Source organism: Rhodococcus sp. SB1D (genome assembly GCF_048573875.1).
In the GTDB taxonomy this organism is placed as follows: domain Bacteria; phylum Actinomycetota; class Actinomycetes; order Mycobacteriales; family Mycobacteriaceae; genus Rhodococcus_F; species Rhodococcus_F qingshengii.
Window position 1 is genome coordinate 348541 of the sequence record NZ_JBMAIQ010000001.1, and the last position, 18380, is coordinate 366920.

Annotated in this window: 18 protein-coding genes and 1 tRNA gene; 14 read left to right on the forward strand and 5 right to left on the reverse strand. The window is 62.4% G+C overall.

The genetic code is table 11. From position 1 onward, the window contains the following. Window positions 1-17: 17 nt before the first annotated feature. The 8 genes from ACN50D_RS01645 (at window position 18) to ACN50D_RS01680 (ending at window position 6455) form a co-directional block, all read left to right on the forward strand. On the forward strand, window positions 18-395 hold the full coding sequence (locus ACN50D_RS01645; protein ID WP_007731302.1) for a fluoride efflux transporter FluC: 378 nt from the start codon (window positions 18-20) through the stop codon (window positions 393-395). After that, window positions 392-736, forward strand: a complete 345-nt coding sequence (gene crcB / locus ACN50D_RS01650) for a fluoride efflux transporter CrcB (protein ID WP_003942344.1) — start codon at window positions 392-394, stop codon at window positions 734-736. Before ACN50D_RS01645 ends, crcB begins: the two co-directional genes overlap by 4 nt. Window positions 737-833: 97 nt before the next feature. Beyond that, on the forward strand, window positions 834-2471 hold the full coding sequence (pgm, locus tag ACN50D_RS01655; RefSeq protein WP_211920422.1) for a phosphoglucomutase (alpha-D-glucose-1,6-bisphosphate-dependent): 1638 nt from the start codon (window positions 834-836) through the stop codon (window positions 2469-2471). 42 nt (window positions 2472-2513) lie between these two features. Further along, complete coding sequence (locus tag ACN50D_RS01660; RefSeq protein ID WP_211920420.1) at window positions 2514-3767, forward strand: MFS transporter; 1254 nt, start codon at window positions 2514-2516, stop codon at window positions 3765-3767. Between the two features lie 25 nt (window positions 3768-3792). Then, a complete protein-coding gene (locus ACN50D_RS01665; RefSeq protein ID WP_211920418.1) occupies window positions 3793-4281 on the forward strand; it encodes a MauE/DoxX family redox-associated membrane protein in 489 nt (162 codons plus the stop codon). Between the two features lie 42 nt (window positions 4282-4323). After that, complete coding sequence (locus tag ACN50D_RS01670; protein WP_007731305.1) at window positions 4324-5067, forward strand: thioredoxin domain-containing protein; 744 nt, start codon at window positions 4324-4326, stop codon at window positions 5065-5067. A gap of 145 nt (window positions 5068-5212) precedes the next feature. After that, window positions 5213-5285 (forward strand) — tRNA-Ala (locus ACN50D_RS01675). Window positions 5286-5411: 126 nt separating this feature from the next. Continuing rightward, a complete protein-coding gene (locus ACN50D_RS01680) occupies window positions 5412-6455 on the forward strand; it encodes an NAD(P)/FAD-dependent oxidoreductase (protein WP_307850403.1) in 1044 nt (347 codons plus the stop codon). Window positions 6456-6465: 10 nt separating this feature from the next. Here ACN50D_RS01680 and ACN50D_RS01685 read toward each other — a convergent pair whose 3' ends face one another. Then, on the reverse strand, window positions 6466-9000 hold the full coding sequence (locus ACN50D_RS01685; protein WP_211920416.1) for an alpha/beta fold hydrolase: 2535 nt from the start codon (window positions 8998-9000) through the stop codon (window positions 6466-6468). A 178-nt stretch (window positions 9001-9178) separates the two neighbouring features. Between ACN50D_RS01685 and ACN50D_RS01690 the strand changes: the two genes are divergently transcribed. The 3 genes from ACN50D_RS01690 (at window position 9179) to bluB (ending at window position 11541) form a co-directional block, all read left to right on the forward strand. Next, window positions 9179-9781 carry a lipocalin family protein gene (locus ACN50D_RS01690; RefSeq protein ID WP_064444372.1) on the forward strand — a complete coding sequence of 201 codons (603 nt, stop codon included), beginning with the start codon at window positions 9179-9181 and terminating at the stop codon, window positions 9779-9781. Window positions 9782-9862: 81 nt separating this feature from the next. Further along, on the forward strand, window positions 9863-10915 hold the full coding sequence (locus tag ACN50D_RS01695; RefSeq protein ID WP_030534965.1) for a CobW family GTP-binding protein: 1053 nt from the start codon (window positions 9863-9865) through the stop codon (window positions 10913-10915). Next, window positions 10912-11541 (forward strand): 5,6-dimethylbenzimidazole synthase, encoded by a 630-nt coding sequence (bluB, locus tag ACN50D_RS01700; RefSeq protein WP_042924489.1) that lies wholly within the window; start codon window positions 10912-10914, stop codon window positions 11539-11541. Before ACN50D_RS01695 ends, bluB begins: the two co-directional genes overlap by 4 nt. 40 nt (window positions 11542-11581) lie before the next feature. Here the strand turns inward: bluB and ACN50D_RS01705 are convergent, their stop codons facing one another. The 4 genes from ACN50D_RS01705 to glp all read right to left on the reverse strand — a co-directional run bounded on the left by ACN50D_RS01705 (window position 11582) and on the right by glp (window position 15873). Then, window positions 11582-13021, reverse strand: coding sequence for a DEAD/DEAH box helicase (locus tag ACN50D_RS01705; protein ID WP_042450056.1), 1440 nt, complete (start codon window positions 13019-13021; stop codon window positions 11582-11584). A gap of 228 nt (window positions 13022-13249) precedes the next feature. Next, a complete protein-coding gene (locus tag ACN50D_RS01710) occupies window positions 13250-13663 on the reverse strand; it encodes a molybdenum cofactor biosynthesis protein MoaE (RefSeq protein WP_003944730.1) in 414 nt (137 codons plus the stop codon). Continuing rightward, complete coding sequence (moaCB, locus tag ACN50D_RS01715) at window positions 13656-14642, reverse strand: bifunctional molybdenum cofactor biosynthesis protein MoaC/MoaB (RefSeq protein WP_054187785.1); 987 nt, start codon at window positions 14640-14642, stop codon at window positions 13656-13658. Before moaCB ends, ACN50D_RS01710 begins: the two co-directional genes overlap by 8 nt. 28 nt (window positions 14643-14670) lie before the next feature. Next, window positions 14671-15873 carry a gephyrin-like molybdotransferase Glp gene (glp, locus tag ACN50D_RS01720; RefSeq protein WP_003944714.1) on the reverse strand — a complete coding sequence of 401 codons (1203 nt, stop codon included), beginning with the start codon at window positions 15871-15873 and terminating at the stop codon, window positions 14671-14673. A gap of 111 nt (window positions 15874-15984) precedes the next feature. On the opposite strand from glp, the gene moaA reads away from it, so the two are divergent. From moaA to ACN50D_RS01735, 3 genes are all read left to right on the forward strand, one after another. Then, window positions 15985-17043: a GTP 3',8-cyclase MoaA gene (gene moaA, locus ACN50D_RS01725; protein WP_007731315.1), complete on the forward strand. Its 1059-nt coding sequence runs from the start codon at window positions 15985-15987 to the stop codon at window positions 17041-17043. Beyond that, window positions 17036-17293 (forward strand): MoaD/ThiS family protein, encoded by a 258-nt coding sequence (locus ACN50D_RS01730; protein ID WP_003944706.1) that lies wholly within the window; start codon window positions 17036-17038, stop codon window positions 17291-17293. The genes moaA and ACN50D_RS01730 overlap by 8 nt, the downstream gene beginning before the upstream one ends. 314 nt (window positions 17294-17607) lie before the next feature. Next, window positions 17608-18363 (forward strand): hypothetical protein, encoded by a 756-nt coding sequence (locus ACN50D_RS01735; protein ID WP_166809713.1) that lies wholly within the window; start codon window positions 17608-17610, stop codon window positions 18361-18363. Window positions 18364-18380 lie beyond the last annotated feature (17 nt).

Genomic DNA, 18380 nt, shown 5'->3' on the forward strand with positions numbered 1-18380 from the left:
TCGGGTGAGGCCAGAGCATGGGTGATCTGAAACTGCCGGCCGCGGTGTGCGCGGTTGCCGTCGGCGGAGGGTTGGGCGCGCTCAGCCGCTACGGTCTGGGGGAGCTCTTTCCCCACATCTGGACGACGCTGGTCATCAACGTCGTCGGCTCGTTCGTTCTCGGTGTTCTCGCGGCCCTGCTCGTGCACAACAAGGTTGGGTACCTCTTTCTCGGCACGGGCTTCTGCGGCGGCTTCACCACCTTCTCGTCCTTCGCGGTTCACGCCGTGACGGAGAGTCCGTGGCGATCGATTCTCTATGTTCTCGGGACGTTGATTCCCGCGATCCTCGCTGCAGCACTGGGCAAAGGGCTCGGTGAACGCTGGATCCGCGCGCGGGACGGAGCGTCGGCATGACAGTTCTCCTGGTGGCGCTCGGCGGCGGCGCTGGTGCGAGTGGCCGGTACCTGTTGGCGCGGTATGTGCCCGCGTACAAGGGATTTCCGGCTGCGACGTTCGCCGCGAACGTGATCGGCTGCTTCCTCCTTGGATTGTTCACCGGGGCAGCTCTTTCCACCGAGATGGCCGCACTTCTGGCGACCGGCTTCTGCGGCGGCTTGTCCACCTATTCGACCTTCGCGACCGAGAACGTCGGGATGATCGAGAGGCGCCAGACGGCGCTTTCTCTGATCTACATCGTCCTCAGTCTGATCGTGGGACTGTCCGCTGCGTGGTTGGGAATCCAGATCACGGATTGACGGATCCGGCGCCGAGCGTGCACGCCACGCGGCCAGGGTAGACAATTGTCCACAGTCGCGTCGACACAGTGGTCGACCACCGGGCCGAGGGGGATTCGTGGCGCACGAACGAGCAGGACAAGTGGCTCTGCCAGAGGATCTGATCAATGTTCCTCATCTGGTCACCGGGTATTACACGCGCACTCCGGATCCCGAGAACCCGATGCAGCAGGTACTTTTCGGCACTTCAGGACATCGCGGTTCCAGTCTCGACTCGGCGTTCAACGAAGCTCATATCCTGGCGACAACCCAGGCGATCGTCGAGTACCGCGCTTCGCAGGGAATCGACGGCCCGCTGTTCATCGGCCGGGACACACATGCGCTCTCGGAGCCGGCCTGGCTGTCGGCCTTGGAGGTCCTGGTCGCCAACGACGTCGTCGTCCTCGTCGATTCACGCGACGCCTACACTCCCACCCCGGCTGTCAGTCATGCGATCTTGCGATACAACTCGACGGGTCCGGAGGCCAAAGCCGACGGCATCGTCGTGACACCGTCACACAATCCGCCTTGTGACGGTGGCTTCAAATACAACCCGCCGCACGGCGGGCCCGCGGACACGGATGCGACGTCGGTTATCGCCGATCGAGCGAACGAGCTACTGCGCAAGGGGCTTTCCGGGGTACGGCGTGTGACGGCGGCACAAGCGCTGGACCGCGTCGAACGCTACGACTTCCTCCGCTACTACGTCGAAGACCTCCCCAGTGTCCTCAACCTCGACGCGATCCGCGATGCCGGAATCAGGATCGGTGCAGACCCCCTCGGCGGGGCAAGCGTCGACTACTGGGGCGCGATCGCCGAAACTCATCGACTGGACCTCGAAGTGGTGAATCCACTCGTCGATCCGACCTGGCGGTTCATGACGCTCGACACTGACGGCAAGATCCGCATGGACTGCTCGTCGCCCGACGCGATGGCGTCGCTGATCGGGATTCGGGATCGCTACGACATCGCGACCGGAAACGATGCGGACTCCGACCGCCACGGCATCGTCACTCCCGACGGCGGTTTGATGAACCCGAATCACTATCTGGCCGTTGCCATCGAGTACCTGTTCGCGAACCGGCCAGGTTGGGGCGCAGATACCAAGGTCGGCAAGACCCTCGTGAGTTCCTCGATGATCGACCGTGTCGTGAGCAGCCTGGGCCGCGAATTGCTCGAGGTTCCGGTCGGGTTCAAGTGGTTCGTTCCCGGATTGCTCGACGGGTCTGTGGGATTCGGCGGCGAGGAAAGCGCCGGCGCGTCCTTCCTCCGACACGACGGTTCCGTCTGGACGACGGACAAGGACGGCATCATCCTTGCGTTGCTCGCGTCGGAAATCACCGCGGTGACGGGAAAGTCTCCGTCAGCGCACTACGCCGCGTTGGCCGAGAAGTTCGGGAGCCCGGCGTACGCACGTATCGATGCGCCCGCGACACGCGCACAGAAGGCAGTCTTGGCAAAACTGTCTCCCGACCAGGTGAGTGCAACCGAGCTGGCGGGTGAACCGATCACCGCGACACTGACTGCCGCGCCCGGAAACGGCGCGGCGATCGGTGGTCTCAAGGTGACGACGGAGAACGCGTGGTTTGCAGCGAGGCCGTCCGGCACGGAGGACGTGTACAAGATCTATGCCGAGTCGATGAAGGGCGCCGATCATCTGGCTCAGGTTCAGGCAGCGGCCAAGGACTTGGTGTCCGGCGTCTTGAAGGCGAACTAGCCCGCGGACCGCTCATGTCGCCCGGCTAGAATTCCGGGCGACATGAAAACTCGTGCAGCCAAGCTGCCACAGGAAATTTGGGTACTGGTAGCCGCCAGCTTCGTCATCGCCCTCGGATTCGGGTTGGTCGCCCCGGCACTACCTCAGTTCGCGCGCAGCTTCGACGTATCGGTCACCGCCGCCACGATCGTGATCTCGTCTTTCGCTTTCATGCGATTGGTGTTCGCGCCGATGAGCGGCACTTTGGTACAGAAACTCGGTGAGCGGCCGGTCTACATCGTCGGCCTTCTCATCGTCGCGGTCTCGACCGGTGCGTGCGCTTTCGCGGGGGAGTACTGGCAACTTCTGCTGTTCCGGTCGTTGGGTGGCATCGGGTCGACCATGTTCACCGTGTCGGCTCTCGGGCTGATCATTCGCATGTCACCGCCGGACAGTCGCGGCCGCGTGTCGGGTCTGTACGCGACAAGCTTTCTCATGGGATCGATCGGCGGCCCGCTGGTCGGCGGTGCGCTGTTGCAGTTCGGTCTGCGGATGCCGTTCATCATCTACGCAATTGCGTTGGTGATCGCCGCGCTCGTTGTCTTCGTGAGCCTGCGTGGATCTCATTTGGCGTCACCGGACAAGGCTGTCGATGTGAAGTCGATGACTCTCACAGAAGGCCTCCAGTCTCCGGTGTACCGGGCAGCGCTCGGATCGAATCTCGCCTTCGGCGGCGTGATCTTCGGAGTTCGCGTTGCCATGGTTCCCCTGTTCGTCGTCGAGTTCCTCGGCCGAGACCCCTCGATTGCGGCCTACGCCCTGACGATCTTCGCCGTCGGCAATGCGTTGGTGTTGATCGTGTCCGGACGACTCTCCGACCGCTTCGGACGCAAGCCCTTTGTCGTGAGCGGTCTGCTCATCTGTGGTCTGGGAACCATCGCAATGGGATTCACCGACAACCTCGTGGTGTTCTTCGCCATCGCCGCAGTGACTGGTGTCGGCTCCGGCCTCATGAGTCCGGCCCAGCAGGCCGCGGTTGCTGATGTTGTCGGATCGACGGCCCGAGGTGGACCCGTTCTGGCGGTATTCCAGATGATGTCCGACATCGGTGGGGTAGTGGCGCCGATTTGTGCCGGGCTGATCGCCGAGTATGTGTCGTACTCTGCGGCCTTCGCGGTGATGGGAGCGGTTGTCGTCGTGTCGGCTACGGGGTGGTTGTTCGTCCCGTCGCGAACGAAGCCTGTCGAATCCGTTGTAGAAGATCTGACTGATGTGACGGTGCTAACGGATACTCCTGCGCGGACAAACCTGGACTGACCGGGCATTCTGTACTCTCGATCGGGTGGCAATTCGCATCGTGAGTCTTGTGGCCCGATTGGGTTTGGCGGCCGTCTGGCTGATTTCCGGGGGACTCAAGTTCTTTGATCCCGTTCAGACGAAGATCGCGGTGCGCGCCTATCAACTATTGCCCGAGTCACTGGTGGGTTCGGTGGCGACGGCTCTTCCCCTGGTCGAAATAGTCCTGGGCCTGCTGATCCTCGTCGGGTTGGCGGTGCGAGCATCCGCTGCAGTCTCGGTGGTCATCCTCACGGTTCTCATTGCGGTGATCATTTCGGCGTGGGCCAGGGGATTGTCCATCGACTGCGGATGTTTCGGCGGCGGAGGTGCAGCCGACGTCGGCGCTTGGGACTATTCGAAGGAGATTCTCCGCGACCTGGGCTTCTTGGCACTTGCCGTCTGGCTGCTCGTGTTCCCGCGTTCGCCACTCGCATTGGGGCCCGGATCACGCGCGGCGTTCTCAGTGGATACTCAGTCTTCAGTGGCAAGGTAAGCAATCGGTAAATCGTTTCGACGCACGAAGGACTGCATCAGCGTGAGCACCAAGAGCAGCAAGAACAAATACTCGCCGGAACCGGTCTCGAGCCGCTCCACCTACATCATCGGTGGCCTCGCGGTGCTCGTGATCGCGGCCCTCGTCATCGGCGGTGTCTTGTGGACGAACAGCAAGAACAAGCCCCAGAACGACGGTTACGGCTCCGTGCAGAGTTCCGAAGTTGCCGTCACGGTGCAGGACAACGGAGTGGTGCTGCTCGGCAAGCCCTCCGCCGCGACAACCATTGATCTCTTCGAGGATCCGCTGTGCCCCGCCTGTGCCGCTCTCGAACACCTCAGTGGCCAGGCTCTCGCGGCCGCTGTCGACAACGGTGACGTCGCCGTGCGATACCACATGCTGAACTTCCTCAACCGGGCGTCGGGCAGCGGTGACTACTCCACACGGGCCGGCGCTGCGCTCCTGTGCGTTGCTCAGGGCGGCGACGCGATCGCGTACTCCGCATTCCACAACAAGCTTTTCGCGACCGACACGCAGCCGGCCGAGGGCGGCAGCAGCGACCACACCAACGACGACCTCGCCCAGATCGCTCGTGATGCGGGCGCATCCGAGGACGTGGCAACCTGCATCTCTTCCGGTACCAACGTCGAAGCCGCCGCGGCCAATGCCGCAGCCGCCAGCCAGGCGCTCAAGGATGTCGGGTCGAACGGGACGCCCACGGTGGTGGCGAACGGCAAGATCGTTGACACAGGCAGCAGCGACTGGGTTTCCAAGCTCTCCTCTTGAGCTGGAGCGGCCGCTTCGACAAGGAGCGGCCGCTTCGCTCTGACCAGGCGATTTGTTGCCCACGAGTCAAGTGGTGTAACTTTCTTCCAGCAAGCGGAAAGCAGAACAGCCGCTGCGAGTTCGACTGTTAGAGCGAACTGAATACGGGGCTATGGCGCAGCTGGTAGCGCACCACACTGGCAGTGTGGGGGTCAGGGGTTCGAGTCCCCTTAGCTCCACCCAATACAAATGCTCTGCACCAATCGGTGCAGAGCATTTGTTGTTTTCGTGCGCAATACTGTCCGCTGTGAGGCCTGATCGGCCCGTGCATCTCGGTACGGAGACCAGCGACGGAATGGGGAATCGTGCGCGCACACGTGGTGGTGATCGGTGCAGGATATGCGGGCGCCATGGCAGCGAAGCGTCTGCATCAGATGATTGCGGCTGGCTACGACGCGACGGTCTCGTTCGACAGGGCGCTACCGCGTGCGGCACACCGAGTCTTCGGAGAGGTGACGACGATCGAGGCGGGGCTCGGCAGGCTTACCCTCGACGACGGCAGTGTGCTCGACTACGACTATCTGGTCTACGCAGTCGGAAGTGGGCAGTTACCCAGCACTATCGGCGGGGCGGCGGAGCACGGGTTCAGCGTCTCCGAATTCGAGGACGCGGTTCGCCTCGAATCCAGACTGGCGACACTCGACGGGAAGGCTACGGTCTGCGTTGTCGGCGGCGGTCTCACCGGAATCGAGACTGCCGCAGAATTGGCTGAGCAGCGAAGCAGCCGAATCACTTTGGTGACCGGAGGAATCGTGGCCCCGGATCTGTCAGAGCGTGCGCGATCTGCAATTCTCAGAACATTGACCGATCTTGGGGTCGACATCGTCACCGAATCCCGGGTGACGCGGATCGACGGTTCGTCCTGCGAGCTTGCGGGAGGCGCACGGGTGGAGGCAGATTGCACGATTCTCGCGACAGAATTCGGGGTCCCCGATCTGGCGCGCCGAAGTGGCCTTCCCGTCGACGGTCTCGGTCGTCTGAAGGTCGACGACCGACTCGAATGCTCGTCCCACCCCAACATCGTCGGTGCGGGTGATGCGGTCGCAGTCGGTGATCTTTTACTGAGGATGAGTTGTCAGGCCGCGATTCCCTTGGGAGTCCATGCGGCCGAGACGATCCTGCATCGACTCGAAGGTTCCGCGCCGCGCCCGGTGGCTCCGAAGTTCGCAGGCCGGTGCATCAGTCTCGGGAGGCGGCGAGGTGTGTTCCAGCGGACCACTCGTGTCGACAACGCAACGGGCATGTTCGTCGCAGGCAGGGCGGGTGCGTTCGTCAAGGAACGAGTGTGTTCGTCGACGACCGACTGGGCCCTCACTCCGCGCCGCTCTTTCTTCTACAGCTGGACATGAGGAGCGCTGGTCACGCTCGATCACAGACTCGATCGATGATCGCCGCAGTCTTGCGGACGTGCGGTTGGCGGACGACGTCTTCGTGGCACGCGTCGACGTCGTCGAAATCCAGTGAGCCCGTGGCAATGAGTGACCAGATCTCGCGTCCACGGTTGTTGGTGGCCCCACGGATCAAGGTGACGGGCGCGGCGCATGCTCGTATCCGATGCTTCCGGAGCGCCTGGCCTCCTATGTAGAGGAACACGGTCCACTGGGTGGCCGGCGGGTACTGCAGAATGCCGGCGAACAGCGTGCGGATCCACATGGCCGCGACGGTGCGTCTGGTCGGCTTCCAGCGGGCATTGGTGGATGGTTGTGGTGCAAGGTCGACGATCGACGGATCCAAAGTGATGCCCGCTCGACCAGCCAGTCGTGCGGCAGCCTCGGTGGAGATTCTGGTGTCGAGAACGGTGACGTGTTCGACAGTGTCACCTGACTCGGACAGCTGTGTCGCCATTTCCAGCGCCACGTAGCCGCCGTACGAGTATCCGGCGAGGAGGTATGGCCCGGTGGGCTGAATCTTCTTGATTTCGAAAATGAAACGGCGGGCGCTTGCTTTCACCGACCGGTCGGGTAGTCCGCGAGATTCGAAGCCATGTGGCTGAAGTGCGTAAACCGGCCGATCGGTGTGAAGCGCTTTCGACAAGGCGGACAGCGTCGTCGATGGGCACCCCGCTCCGTTCATGATGAACAGCGGTCGCCCGGGGCCTTCGAGCTTCAGTGGCACCATTGTGTTGTGACAGACGCGATCATCGGGATCGATTCTGCGCCGATCCACCAGCGCTGCAAGGTCTTTGACGGTACTGGCGGCCGCGAACTCCGCCGCCGTGATCCGGATCCGGAACATGTCGTGAATCTTTGCCACCACTTCGGTTGAAGCAAGCGAATCGCCGCCGAGTTCGAAGAAGTCGTCCTCACGGTCGATGGAGTCGATACCGAGAATCGACTCCCAGATCGAGGACAACCACAATTCGGCGGGCCCGGCGAGAGTCGGTGGAGTGGACCGCACCTCGACGGAGGGCAGCGCTGTTCGATCGACCTTTCCTCTTTCGTTGCGGGGCAACGCCGGCATCAGAACAAAATGTCGGGGGAGCATCCAGGCCGGCAGATATGTCGCCAATTCGCGCCGCATCTCGGCGCCCGACCGTGCCATCACGGCTTTGGTCAGGACCACGTAGGCGACGATCTCCGGTCGATCGTTCTCGAGGACGACGGCCACGAAAACATCGGCGACGCCTGGAATTCGACGAATATGCGCCTCGACTTCCATCGGCTCCACCAGGTAGCCCCGAATCTTGACGGCGTCGTCGACGCGTCCCCGCAGTTGCAGTTCTCCGCGTTCGTCGATGCGGCCCCGGTCACCGGTCCGGTAGATGCTCACTCCGTCGCCCAGTCGCGTGAATCGTGTTGCAGTTCGATCCGGGTCGCCGTGGTATCCGTCGGCAAGATCACTGGAGACAACCTGAATCTCTCCGATCTCTCCGTCGGGGAGAGGCACGCCGTTCACATCGACGATCTGTACGTCCTTGCCGTCGCGAGCACGTCCGGCCGGTACCACTCCGACGGGTAGTTCGGAATGTGGTGGGAACGCGTTGTACGCGACGACACCGGTCTCGGTGGTGGCCAGCCAGTTGACGTACGTGACGCGAGCGAAGCCGTGACTGCGATGGCGCGCGTAGTCCTCGCCGTGAACTGCTTCTCCGTACGTTACGACGACGCGTAGGGAACCGATCGAATCATCATTTGCTGCATCGCAATCGAGATCCGACCACGCCCGCAGAAAGGACGGCGCACAGTGCGTGGTCGTGATCGAATTCTCGATCAGCCAGTCGTCGATTCCCGAGACGCCGTCGATACGTGGATCCCAGCAGAAGACCGTGACTCCGTTCATCAGGCCCATGATCAGGGCCGTGATTCCGGCTCCGAAACTGACGGGCAACAGGTTCCCGATGTGATCATCGGGTCGCAGGTCGATTGCTGCGGCAAGTTCGTCGGCCTTGTTCAGGCACATGGAGTGGCTCAACACGACTCCCTTGGGTGCCCCGCTGGTGCCTGACGTGAACGCGATCATGGCAGGGTCGGAACTCGATGGTTCCAACGCGCTGTCGAATCTGAAGCCCGTCGCAGCAGACTCGTCGAGTATCGACTGCAGCGCGACGGCGCCCGAGGTGCTCATGATGTGCGCTCGGCGGGCCTCGGGGAGTTGTGGGTCGATCATGACCAAGGGCCGACCGGAAATCAGAGTGGCGAGGATGGCGGGCACCGACTCGGCCGTTGGTTCGAGATCGACCGCAACCGGGCGTGCCCCGTGTGACCCACGTAGGCGAAGTTCGCGGACCAATGCGTCGGTCCGGAGTTCGAGTTCGGCGAAAGTGATCCGGTCGCGCGGAGTCACGACGGCAACGGCGTCGTGCTGCATAGAGGTGACTCGGCGCCACCTCGACTCGATCGTCTCGTCGATGACTGCATAGCGAGTGCGTTCTAGACCTAAGTCGACAACCTTCATCACAGTAGCTCCGTCCGACTTTCAGCTATCTTTTAGCAAAGACTACATAAGGTTTGTGAAGTAGGTCCATAACAAACCAAAAGTAGTTTTACATACCGCCCCATCCTCCAGTCCGTCAGCTCCGAATGCCTTGAGGAACCAATGCCGATCGAGCGGTGTACAGACGAGGAGCAGTGACATGAAGTGGTCGGGGCGAAGTGCGATTGCGATTGCGGGAGTGTGCGCCGCAGCGACGATGTTTTCGGGAACCGCGCAGGCGAGCCCACTCTGGGAACCCTTGCAGCCGGTGGCGAACCTGGACGTCGCGCGCTACGTAGGGGAATGGAACCAGGTGGCGGCGATTCCTCAGCCCTTCAACCTCGCGTGCGCGAGGGACACCCGGGCGAGTTACGGGATCGTCGATTCGTCGAACGTGAGCGTGAAGAACACGTGTACGACGTGGACCGGTCAAGCCAACGAGATCGTCGGGAATGCCCGAGTTACCGATCCAGCAACGGGTGCCCAGTTGCATGTGAGCTTCCCCGGGGTGCCCTCACAGGAAAGCTTGGACGGCCCACCCAACTACATCGTCACCTACATTGCCGACGACTATTCATGGGCACTGGTGGGCGATCCGCTCAGGCTTTCCGGGTTCGTGCTCTCACGGTCGGCGGTCATCGACGCGGCAGGCTGGAGTGAGATCCGCCGGGTCGCCGAATCCCGTGGATACAACGCATGCACGATCCTGACGTCACCGACCACCGAGGGCACGTCGGACATCCGTCCGCTCTGCACGGTGTGAGTCTGCTGTCAGCGTGAGCCTTCCGGAGCCACACTCCACTACGATCACTGATCGGTACGTGTGGTTTCGGAAGGTTGTGTGGTGGCGAAGAAGCAGATTCCCGTAATAGTCGTCGCAGGCTTTCTCGGTTCGGGCAAGACGACGCTGCTCAACCATCTTCTGCGTAACAACGACGGTGTACGCATCGGCGTGATCGTCAACGACTTCGGATCCGTCAACATCGACTCGATGATGGTCGCCGGTCAGGTCGATTCGATGGTCTCTCTCAGCAACGGCTGTTTGTGCTGCGCTGTCGACGTCTCGGACATGGACGAGATGCTGAACAAGTTGGCGCACCGGCAGTCCGGGATCGACGTGATCGTCATCGAGGCCAGCGGGCTTGCCGAGCCGCGGAACATGATTCGACTCGTCCTCGGAAGTGAGAACCCGTCTGTCGTCTACGGCGGCCTGGTGGTCCTGGTCGACGGAGCCAATTTCTCCACCGTTCGCCGCGAACATCCCGAGCTCGATCAACATGTCCGCCTGGCAGACCTGGTGGTAGTCAACAAGATCGACAGCGTTCCGGTCGCCGAACGCGAGCGATTCACGACCGAAATTCGTAAGTTGAATCCGCGAGCGCCGATGGTGGAAACCTCGCACTCGCGGATAGACCCCGCTCTGTTGTTCGATACCGGCGAGGTGACCCCTCCGGCTCCGGGCGATCAACTGAGCCTCGACGAGCTCCTGCGCGACGGGCACGACGACGATCACGAGGACGGCTCGTGTCACCACGATCACCTGCACCACCGCTACGAATCGGTTGATTTCGCATCGGAGACGCCTCTCGATGCCAGGGCTCTGACGCACTTTCTCGAGAATCAGCCGTCGGGTGTTTACCGCATCAAGGGCTTCGTGAACTTCGAGATTCCGGGCTACACAGGAAAATTCGAGATCCAATCGGTGGGTGATCATGTCCGGATCACGCCGCTGCGATGGAAGTCGGGCGAACCTCGAACCACGCAACTGGTCGTGATCGGTACCGGGATGGATTCGGGGGCGGTCGGCAGCGCGCTCCGCGCCTGCGTGCGCGAAGAAACGGTCGAACCGCACCCCGACGCCATGCTGGGATTGCACCGCTATACCGTCGGGGCGTGAGTGAATCAGCTGTATCCGTGTACGAAGCTATTCGGCGACGGCGAGACGTTCGCGCCGAGTTCTCGGGAGAGATCGTCCCCGACGAAACTCTGATGCGCATTCTCGACGCCGCCCATCGCGCGCCGAGCGTGGGAAACACGCAACCGTGGGATTTCGTCGTCGTTCGTAATCCGGAGACGCTCGACACCTTCGCGGCACACGTCGCCGATGCCCGGGTGAAATTCGCGCAGTCCTTGCCCGAGGATCGCCGCTCGACGTTCGACCCCATCAAGATCGAGGGAATCGCCGAGAGTGGTACCGGCATCGTCGTCACTTACGACCCGTCGCGCGGTGGCCCGAACATCCTCGGCCGTCATACCGTCGACGACACCGGGCTGTTCTCGGCGGTACTGGCAATTCAGAATTTGTGGCTCGCCGCGGTAGCCGAGGAGATCGGCATCGGCTGGGTTTCGTTCTACGACGAGAAGTACCTCACCGAACTCATGGGCATTCCGTCACCCGTTCGCCCCATTGCGTGGCTGTGCGTCGGGAAGGTGACCGAGTTTCAACAGGTTCCGGATCTCGAACGCTTCGGATGGCGACAGCGCCGGCCACTGGCCGACGCTGTCCATTTCGAAACCTATTGAGTTGTACCGGGCGGCGTTGCGCGCGGGGCGGCGGTGTGGCCTAGCGTGCGGGACGGCCACCGGTGGAGCCTGCGGTGCGAGCGCCGCCGCCGGTGCGGGGACGGCGAGCGCCACCACCGGCATGTTCCTGACGGGCAGCTCCGCCGGTGCGAGCACCGCGTGACTGACCGCCCTGTCCGGAGCGAGCCTGACCCGAACGTGCTGCGCCGCCGCGTCCACCCTGGCCGGCGGGACGCTGTCCGCGTCCACCGTTGGGCTGGGCAGGAGCCTTCGGAGCCGGCGTGACGTGCGGTGCGATGTCGCCGACCAACTTGACGACGTGCTCGGAGTTGGCAGTCGAACGGACCGGGGTCACCTTGATGGCTGCCTTGCGCATGAGGATCGCAAGATCCTTACGCTGCTCGGGCAGAACCACGGTGACCACGTCGCCGGCGCTGCCTGCGCGAGCGGTGCGACCACTGCGGTGCAGGTAAGCCTTGTGCTCGGCCGGCGGATCGACGTGGACGACCAACTCGACGTCGTCGACGTGGACGCCACGCGCTGCGACGTCGGTGGCGACGAGGACGCGCGCTTCACCGGCGGAGAATGCCGCCAGGTTACGGTCGCGAGCAGCCTGCGAGAGGTTGCCGTGAAGGTCAACGGACGGGATGCCCGACTCGGTGAGCTGGCGAGCCAACTTGCGAGCCTGGTGCTTGGTGCGCATGAACAGGATGCGACGACCGGTACCGGAAGCGAGCTTCTCGACCAGAGCCTTCTTGGCTTCGACGCCGTCGACGTCGAACACGTGGTGCGTCATTGCGGCGACGGGGGAGTTGGCCTCGTCGACCGAATGCATGACCTCGTTCTTGAGGAAACGCTTGACGAGCTTGTCGACGCCGTTGTCCAGCGTTGCCGAGAACAGTAGACGCTGCCCGTCCTGCGGGGTGGACGAGAGGATGCGGGTGACGACGGGCAGGAAGCCGAGGTCGGCCATGTGGTCGGCCTCGTCGAGCACGGTGATCTCGACGGCGTCGAGACTTACGAACTTCTGCTTCATGAGGTCTTCGAGGCGACCGGGGCAGGCGACGACGATGTCGACTCCGGCCTTGAGAGCCTGAACCTGGCGGTGCTGCGAGACACCACCGAAGATCGTGGTCACGCGCAAGTCGTATGCGGCGGCCAACGGTTCGAGGGTTGCGGTGATCTGGGTGGCGAGCTCACGCGTGGGTGCGAGCACCAGGCCGAGCGGTCGACCCGGACGACGCTTTCCTCCGGACAGTTCGCCGGCGAGGCGGGAGACCATGGGGATGGAGAACGCGAGGGTCTTGCCGCTTCCGGTCTTTCCGCGGCCCAGTACGTCGCGCCCCGAGAGAGTGTCGGGGAGGGTGTCGATCTGGATCGGGAACGGAGAAGTGATTCCGCCGTCTTCGAGAGCTTTCACCAGCGGTGCGCGCACACCGAGGGCTGCGAAGGTGGTAGCGGGCGTAGAGATGTCAGACAAGTGTGTTCAGAGCCTTTCGGGCACGTGTTCGTGCCCGGATGCCGACACGGGAATTAACCGGTCGAACAATCAAGCACAGTGGTGGCGGCGCTGCCGGTCGGCAGGCTTCTTCGCCGTAAGAAGAGCGGGTGCATTGAGCACTCAGCAAGAAAATTTGCGTTCTACGACGCTGGATGCCCGATTTCAGGCACCTAGTGATCGCAACTCTACCTTCCCGGAGCGTTCGACCTACAACCCGACCCATTCGGAGACGCCGTTCGCGAAGTGTTGCCGCTTCCAGATCGGTACCTCGTGCTTGATGCGCTCCACCAGTTCGGCGCACGCGGCAAACGCCTCCGCTCGATGCGGCGCGGCGACGGCGGCGACCAGTGCGAGATCACCGATCTCGAGGTGACCGACGCGATGGATCGCAGCAACCGGCAGGCCGGTCGAGGCCGCAACCTCTTGGCAGCACGTCTCGAGGAAGCGTTCGGCATCCGGATGCGCTTGGTACTCCAACGCCGAAACCGCTTGACCTCCATCGTGATTGCGCACCGTTCCCGTGAACACCACAACAGCGCCGTTCTTCGGACCGGCAACGGCGGCGTCGACGGTGTCTGCGTGAATCGGTTGCTCGGAGATCCGAGCCAATAGCTCACTCATCGTGCGCTCCTCCGCCTGCGACCTGCGCGAGCAGGTGATCGATGATGGGTCCGAGGACGGCGAGACCGTCCTTCACTCCACCGGGAGAACCCGGAAGATTGACGATGACCGTCGTACCTGTGAGACCTGCCACACCACGGCTCAGCGACGCGTGCGGTGTCTTCTCGAGGCCCTTGGTCCGGATCGCTTCTGCGACGCCGGGCAACTCACGGGTCAAGACTGCCCGGGTAGCTTCCGGTGTGGCATCCGTGGGGGAAGCCCCGGTGCCGCCGGTACTGATGACGAGTGACGGGGAGCCCTCCTTGGCGTCAGCGATGCCCGCCGCGATGTCTGCGTCGGCGTACACAAGCGGTCCACGTACCTCGAAGTCCCGTTCACGTAGCCAGGTCGCGATCGTGGGTCCGGTGGTGTCGGGTCTGGTGCCGTTCGCACCGCCGGTGGAAGCCACGAGGACGGTCGCGGACCGTGCCGAGGTGAAGGTGTGCGCCGGAGCTGTCTGTGCGTTCTGAGTGTCGCGGGTCCAATGTCCGCGCTTACCACCGTCTTTGGTGAGCAGACGAACACCGTTCATGGTAGCTCCGGGGTCCACCGCTTTGACCATGTCGTGCAAGGTCAGGCCGGCTACCGCGACGGCGGTGAGTGCTTCCATCTCGACGCCGGTCTGTCCGCGAGTCTTCGCCGTCGCCTCGACGGTGATCGATGTTTCGGTGAACCCGAATTCCACCTTGACCGACGAGAGCGCGAGTTGATGACACAGCGGGATCAGTTCGGAGGTCTTCTTCGCACCGGCGATTCCGGCGATGCGCGCGGTGGTGAGGACATCAGCCTTGGGCATGCCGTCGGCGCGGACAAGGCGAACTACCTCGGCGGTCGTGACGAGTTCGCCGGCGGCGACGGCGATACGCGTCGTCTCGGCCTTGGCGCTGACGTCGACCATGCGCGCTCGGCCCTCGCTGTCGACGTGTGTCAATTCGGTCATCAGTGTCCTTTGAATCAGATCGAGTGAATCAGATCGAGGAAGTCGAGAGCGGGACGACGTCGACGAGATCGCCCGCGCCGAGCTCGGTCACGGCGGCGGGGATGTCGATCAGGACGTCGGCCCACGCCATGGCTGCAACAAGGTGCGATCCGGGTCCGGCAACGAGTTCGATTCCGTCCGCAGTTCTGCGTGCTCGCAGGAACTGCCGCTTGCCGTCCACCGAACGCAGCGGTGCAGTCAACGGGAGTCGCTCGCGCGGGATCTCGGGCAGGCCCGCGGCCCGGCGCAGTTCGCCCCGTGCGAAGACCTCGAAGGAGACCATCGTGCTCACCGGGTTGCCCGGGAAGCTCAGTACCGGCACTTCGTTCACCACTGCAGTGCCTTGCGGACCGCCCGGCTGCATTGCGACGTGGCCGAAGTGTGCTCCCAGAGGCGTGAGAGTTTCCTTCACCACCTCGAAGTCGCCCATGGACACTCCGCCGGAGGTGAACACCAGATCAGCGACCGAGGTTGCGTACGAGAGCAATTCGCGGAACTCGGCGGGGTCGTCGCTGCTTCGGGCGACGGATACGACATCGGCGCCGTTGGCTTCGGCCAATGTTGCCAAAGCTGGACCGTTGGAATCGTAGATCTCACCGGGTTCGAGAGTTGTTCCGGCACTTTTCAGTTCGGCGCCCGTCGTAATTATCGCGACCCGTGGCTTCGTGTAGGTGTCGAGCGAGGCCAGGCCCACAGCACTCAGTGCGGCGATATGGCGAGGTTCCAAGTGCGTTCCGGCCGTGACCAGTAGCATTCCGGCGGTGATGTCGCTGCCACGTTCGCGTACGAATTCGCCTACCGACCTGCCCCGTTCGATCGTGACGACGTGCTCGGTGACACCCGTTGTGTCCTCGACCGGAACAACGGCGTCGGCACCCTCGGGGAGCGGAGCACCGGTCATGATGCGAAATGCCGATCCTGGAAGGTGTTTCGGTGGTTTTCCGCTTCCAGCGGCGATCACGCCTCGAACCGTCAGTGTGGTCGGAACCGAGGCCACAGAAGCAGCATCGACGGCATACCCGTCCATCTGCGAGTTGCGGAAGAGTGGCAGGTCTACCGGCGATGCGATATCCGAGCAAGTTATGCGCCCCAACGCTTCTGCCGTCGGAACTGCCGTCGGAGAGAGGGTGTGCAGGCCGGTGAGCAATCCGGAGATGTGCGACGCGTGTTCCTCGACCGAACGCGCGCTCATGACAGTAACCTCGACAACCTCGACATGTTTTGATCCTAGGCGGTGTGGTCCGTCCGACACACGGATTACGGCTTTCGGTCATACTGGAGCAATACGGAAGTTGGTGAAGTGATGACAGTGGTCTCGATGGGAATTCCCACCGTGCGGTTCGACGCTGCCTCCCTCGCCGGTCGTCCCGAGACGGATCTCCTGGTCGACAGGTTCGGGCGTGTTGCCAGAGATCTGCGAGTCTCGATCACCGAGAAGTGTTCACTTCGTTGCACGTATTGCATGCCGGAGGAAGGCTTGCCGGCCATCGCTGCGGAAGATCTTCTGAGTGCCGACGAGATCATTCGAGTAGTCGGAATCGGCGTCGAACGAGTCGGTATTCGCGAGGTGAGATTCACCGGCGGCGAACCGCTGATGCGTAGTGACCTCGAAAAGATCATCGGGGGGTGCGCCGCGCGCGTGCCAGGAATTCCACTTTCCATGACTACCAACGCCGTTGGGCTCGAACATCGTGCGGCGAAGTTGGCTGCAGCTGGTTTGACTCGCATCAATGTTTCCCTGGATTCGGTTGATCGCGCCCATTTCGCTGAATTGACGCGTCGAGACAGGTTGCCGTCCGTTCTCGCGGGAATTCGAGCGGCAGCTGCGGCCGGGCTCGCGCCACTGAAGATCAATGCGGTGCTGATGCGTGAAACGCTCCACGGCGCGGCGGATCTTTTGCAGTGGTGCCTCGAAGCCGGCGTCGAATTGCGCTTTATCGAGCAAATGCCTCTGGACGCAGACCATGCATGGGCACGCGAGAACATGGTGACCGCGGCTGAATTGTTGTCCGTTTTGGGAAGCCGTTTCGAATTGGAAGCAATCGGCCGTGAAGATCCGTCGGCTCCTGCCGAAGAATGGCGTGTCGACGGGACCACGATGACGGTAGGGATCATCGCTTCCGTGACCCGCTCGTTCTGCAGTGAATGCGATCGGACGCGAATGACCGCAGAGGGAACAATTCGGTCATGTCTGTTCAGTGACCGTGAAGTTGATCTGCGTGCCGCGCTCAGGGCCGGAGCAAGTGACGACGAACTAGCGGATTTGTGGCGCGGTGCGATGTGGAACAAGTGGGCTGGGCACGGCATCGACGCCGCGGACTTCGTTCCGCCGGAAAGAAGTATGGGAGCGATTGGTGGCTGATCCGCATTCGATCTCGGTTCGTTACTTTGCTGCTGCAGCGGATGTATCCGGTTGCCGTAGCGAGGTAGTCGCCATCTCGCCTGACAACACACTTGCCGAGTTGGTGGCGGTGCTGGTCGGGCGATACGGACCGGAGATGGAGCGGGTGCTGTCGGTCTCGGCTTTCCTCGTCGGTGACGAGTTGACCCGCGACGTCTCTCGAGCCTCCGGTAGCGCTGTCGATATTCTTCCGCCTTTCGCTGGAGGCTAGTCCGAGAATTGCCGGCGTAGCTATTTGTGGGCTGCCGACGTATTGTCCTTTTTCGGTTTGCCGGTCCAAATATTTATATCTTGATCACTCCAGCTCAAGTGGCATCTATCTCCGTTTTCTCCATTGTTGGTCAATTGTCCAGCATTGGTCGTTTTGTTTAGTTTCTCCTACTTTTGGGGGAGCGAATGCACTTCGAATTGCCAAGGTGAATTGTCATCTGTTTGGATGACAAAAGAAATACCTTCACTGTTGGTAATTGTCGACATGTGTTAATTTTGGCGCAATTCCACTCGGGATATGTGAAAGGTATTTCAATGTCGATTAATTCCACGCGCCGTGTCGGAGTCGTCGTAGCGCTCCTCGGGGCAGCTGCACTCACCGCTCCGGCAATTGCTACTGCGCTTCCGTCCACCGGTTCTCTCGGCTCTTCTGCGCCGGAAGCCTCGTGCTCGACCCTGTCCACCGAAGCGACGCCGAACGGGTGGGGCATCCCGTTCACCGACGAGAAGGATCAGACCGCGTCGTACTCGGCCGACAATGTTCTCGACAAGGACGGTTCACTGAAGCTGGCCGTCGACGGTACCGGCGATCGTTCGGTTTCCTACCATTCGGCCGGCGGTATCAAGCTGTCCGACGCAGTCGGCAAGGCGATCGGCTTTGCCGAGCGCGCCGCCACGCCGACTGCGGCGTTCCAGCTCCGCCTCACCGGAACGACCGGCGGAAGGTTCGAGAACGGATTCACCACCTTGGTGTGGGTCCCGGGACCCGACGCCACGCCGACGGCTGACGGCGGCGTTCACGCGGATCTCCAGAAGGGCGTGTGGTGGAGCACTCAGAACATCGACGGCGCCAAGGACCGCGTGTCAGTGCCTTTGGCTGACATCGTCGCCGCGAACCCGAACGCGGTAGTCGACCACTACGGCGTCAGTGTGGGCACCGGTTCCGCCGCCACGTCGACGCTGGTCGATGCAGTGCAGTTCAACGGATGCACCACCAACTTCGCGAAGAAGGATCCGGCTTCGGGAACGGGTTCGCTGGGCGACGTCTTCGGCAGCCTGTTCGGTAGCTAGTCGCTGGTAAGAGCTCT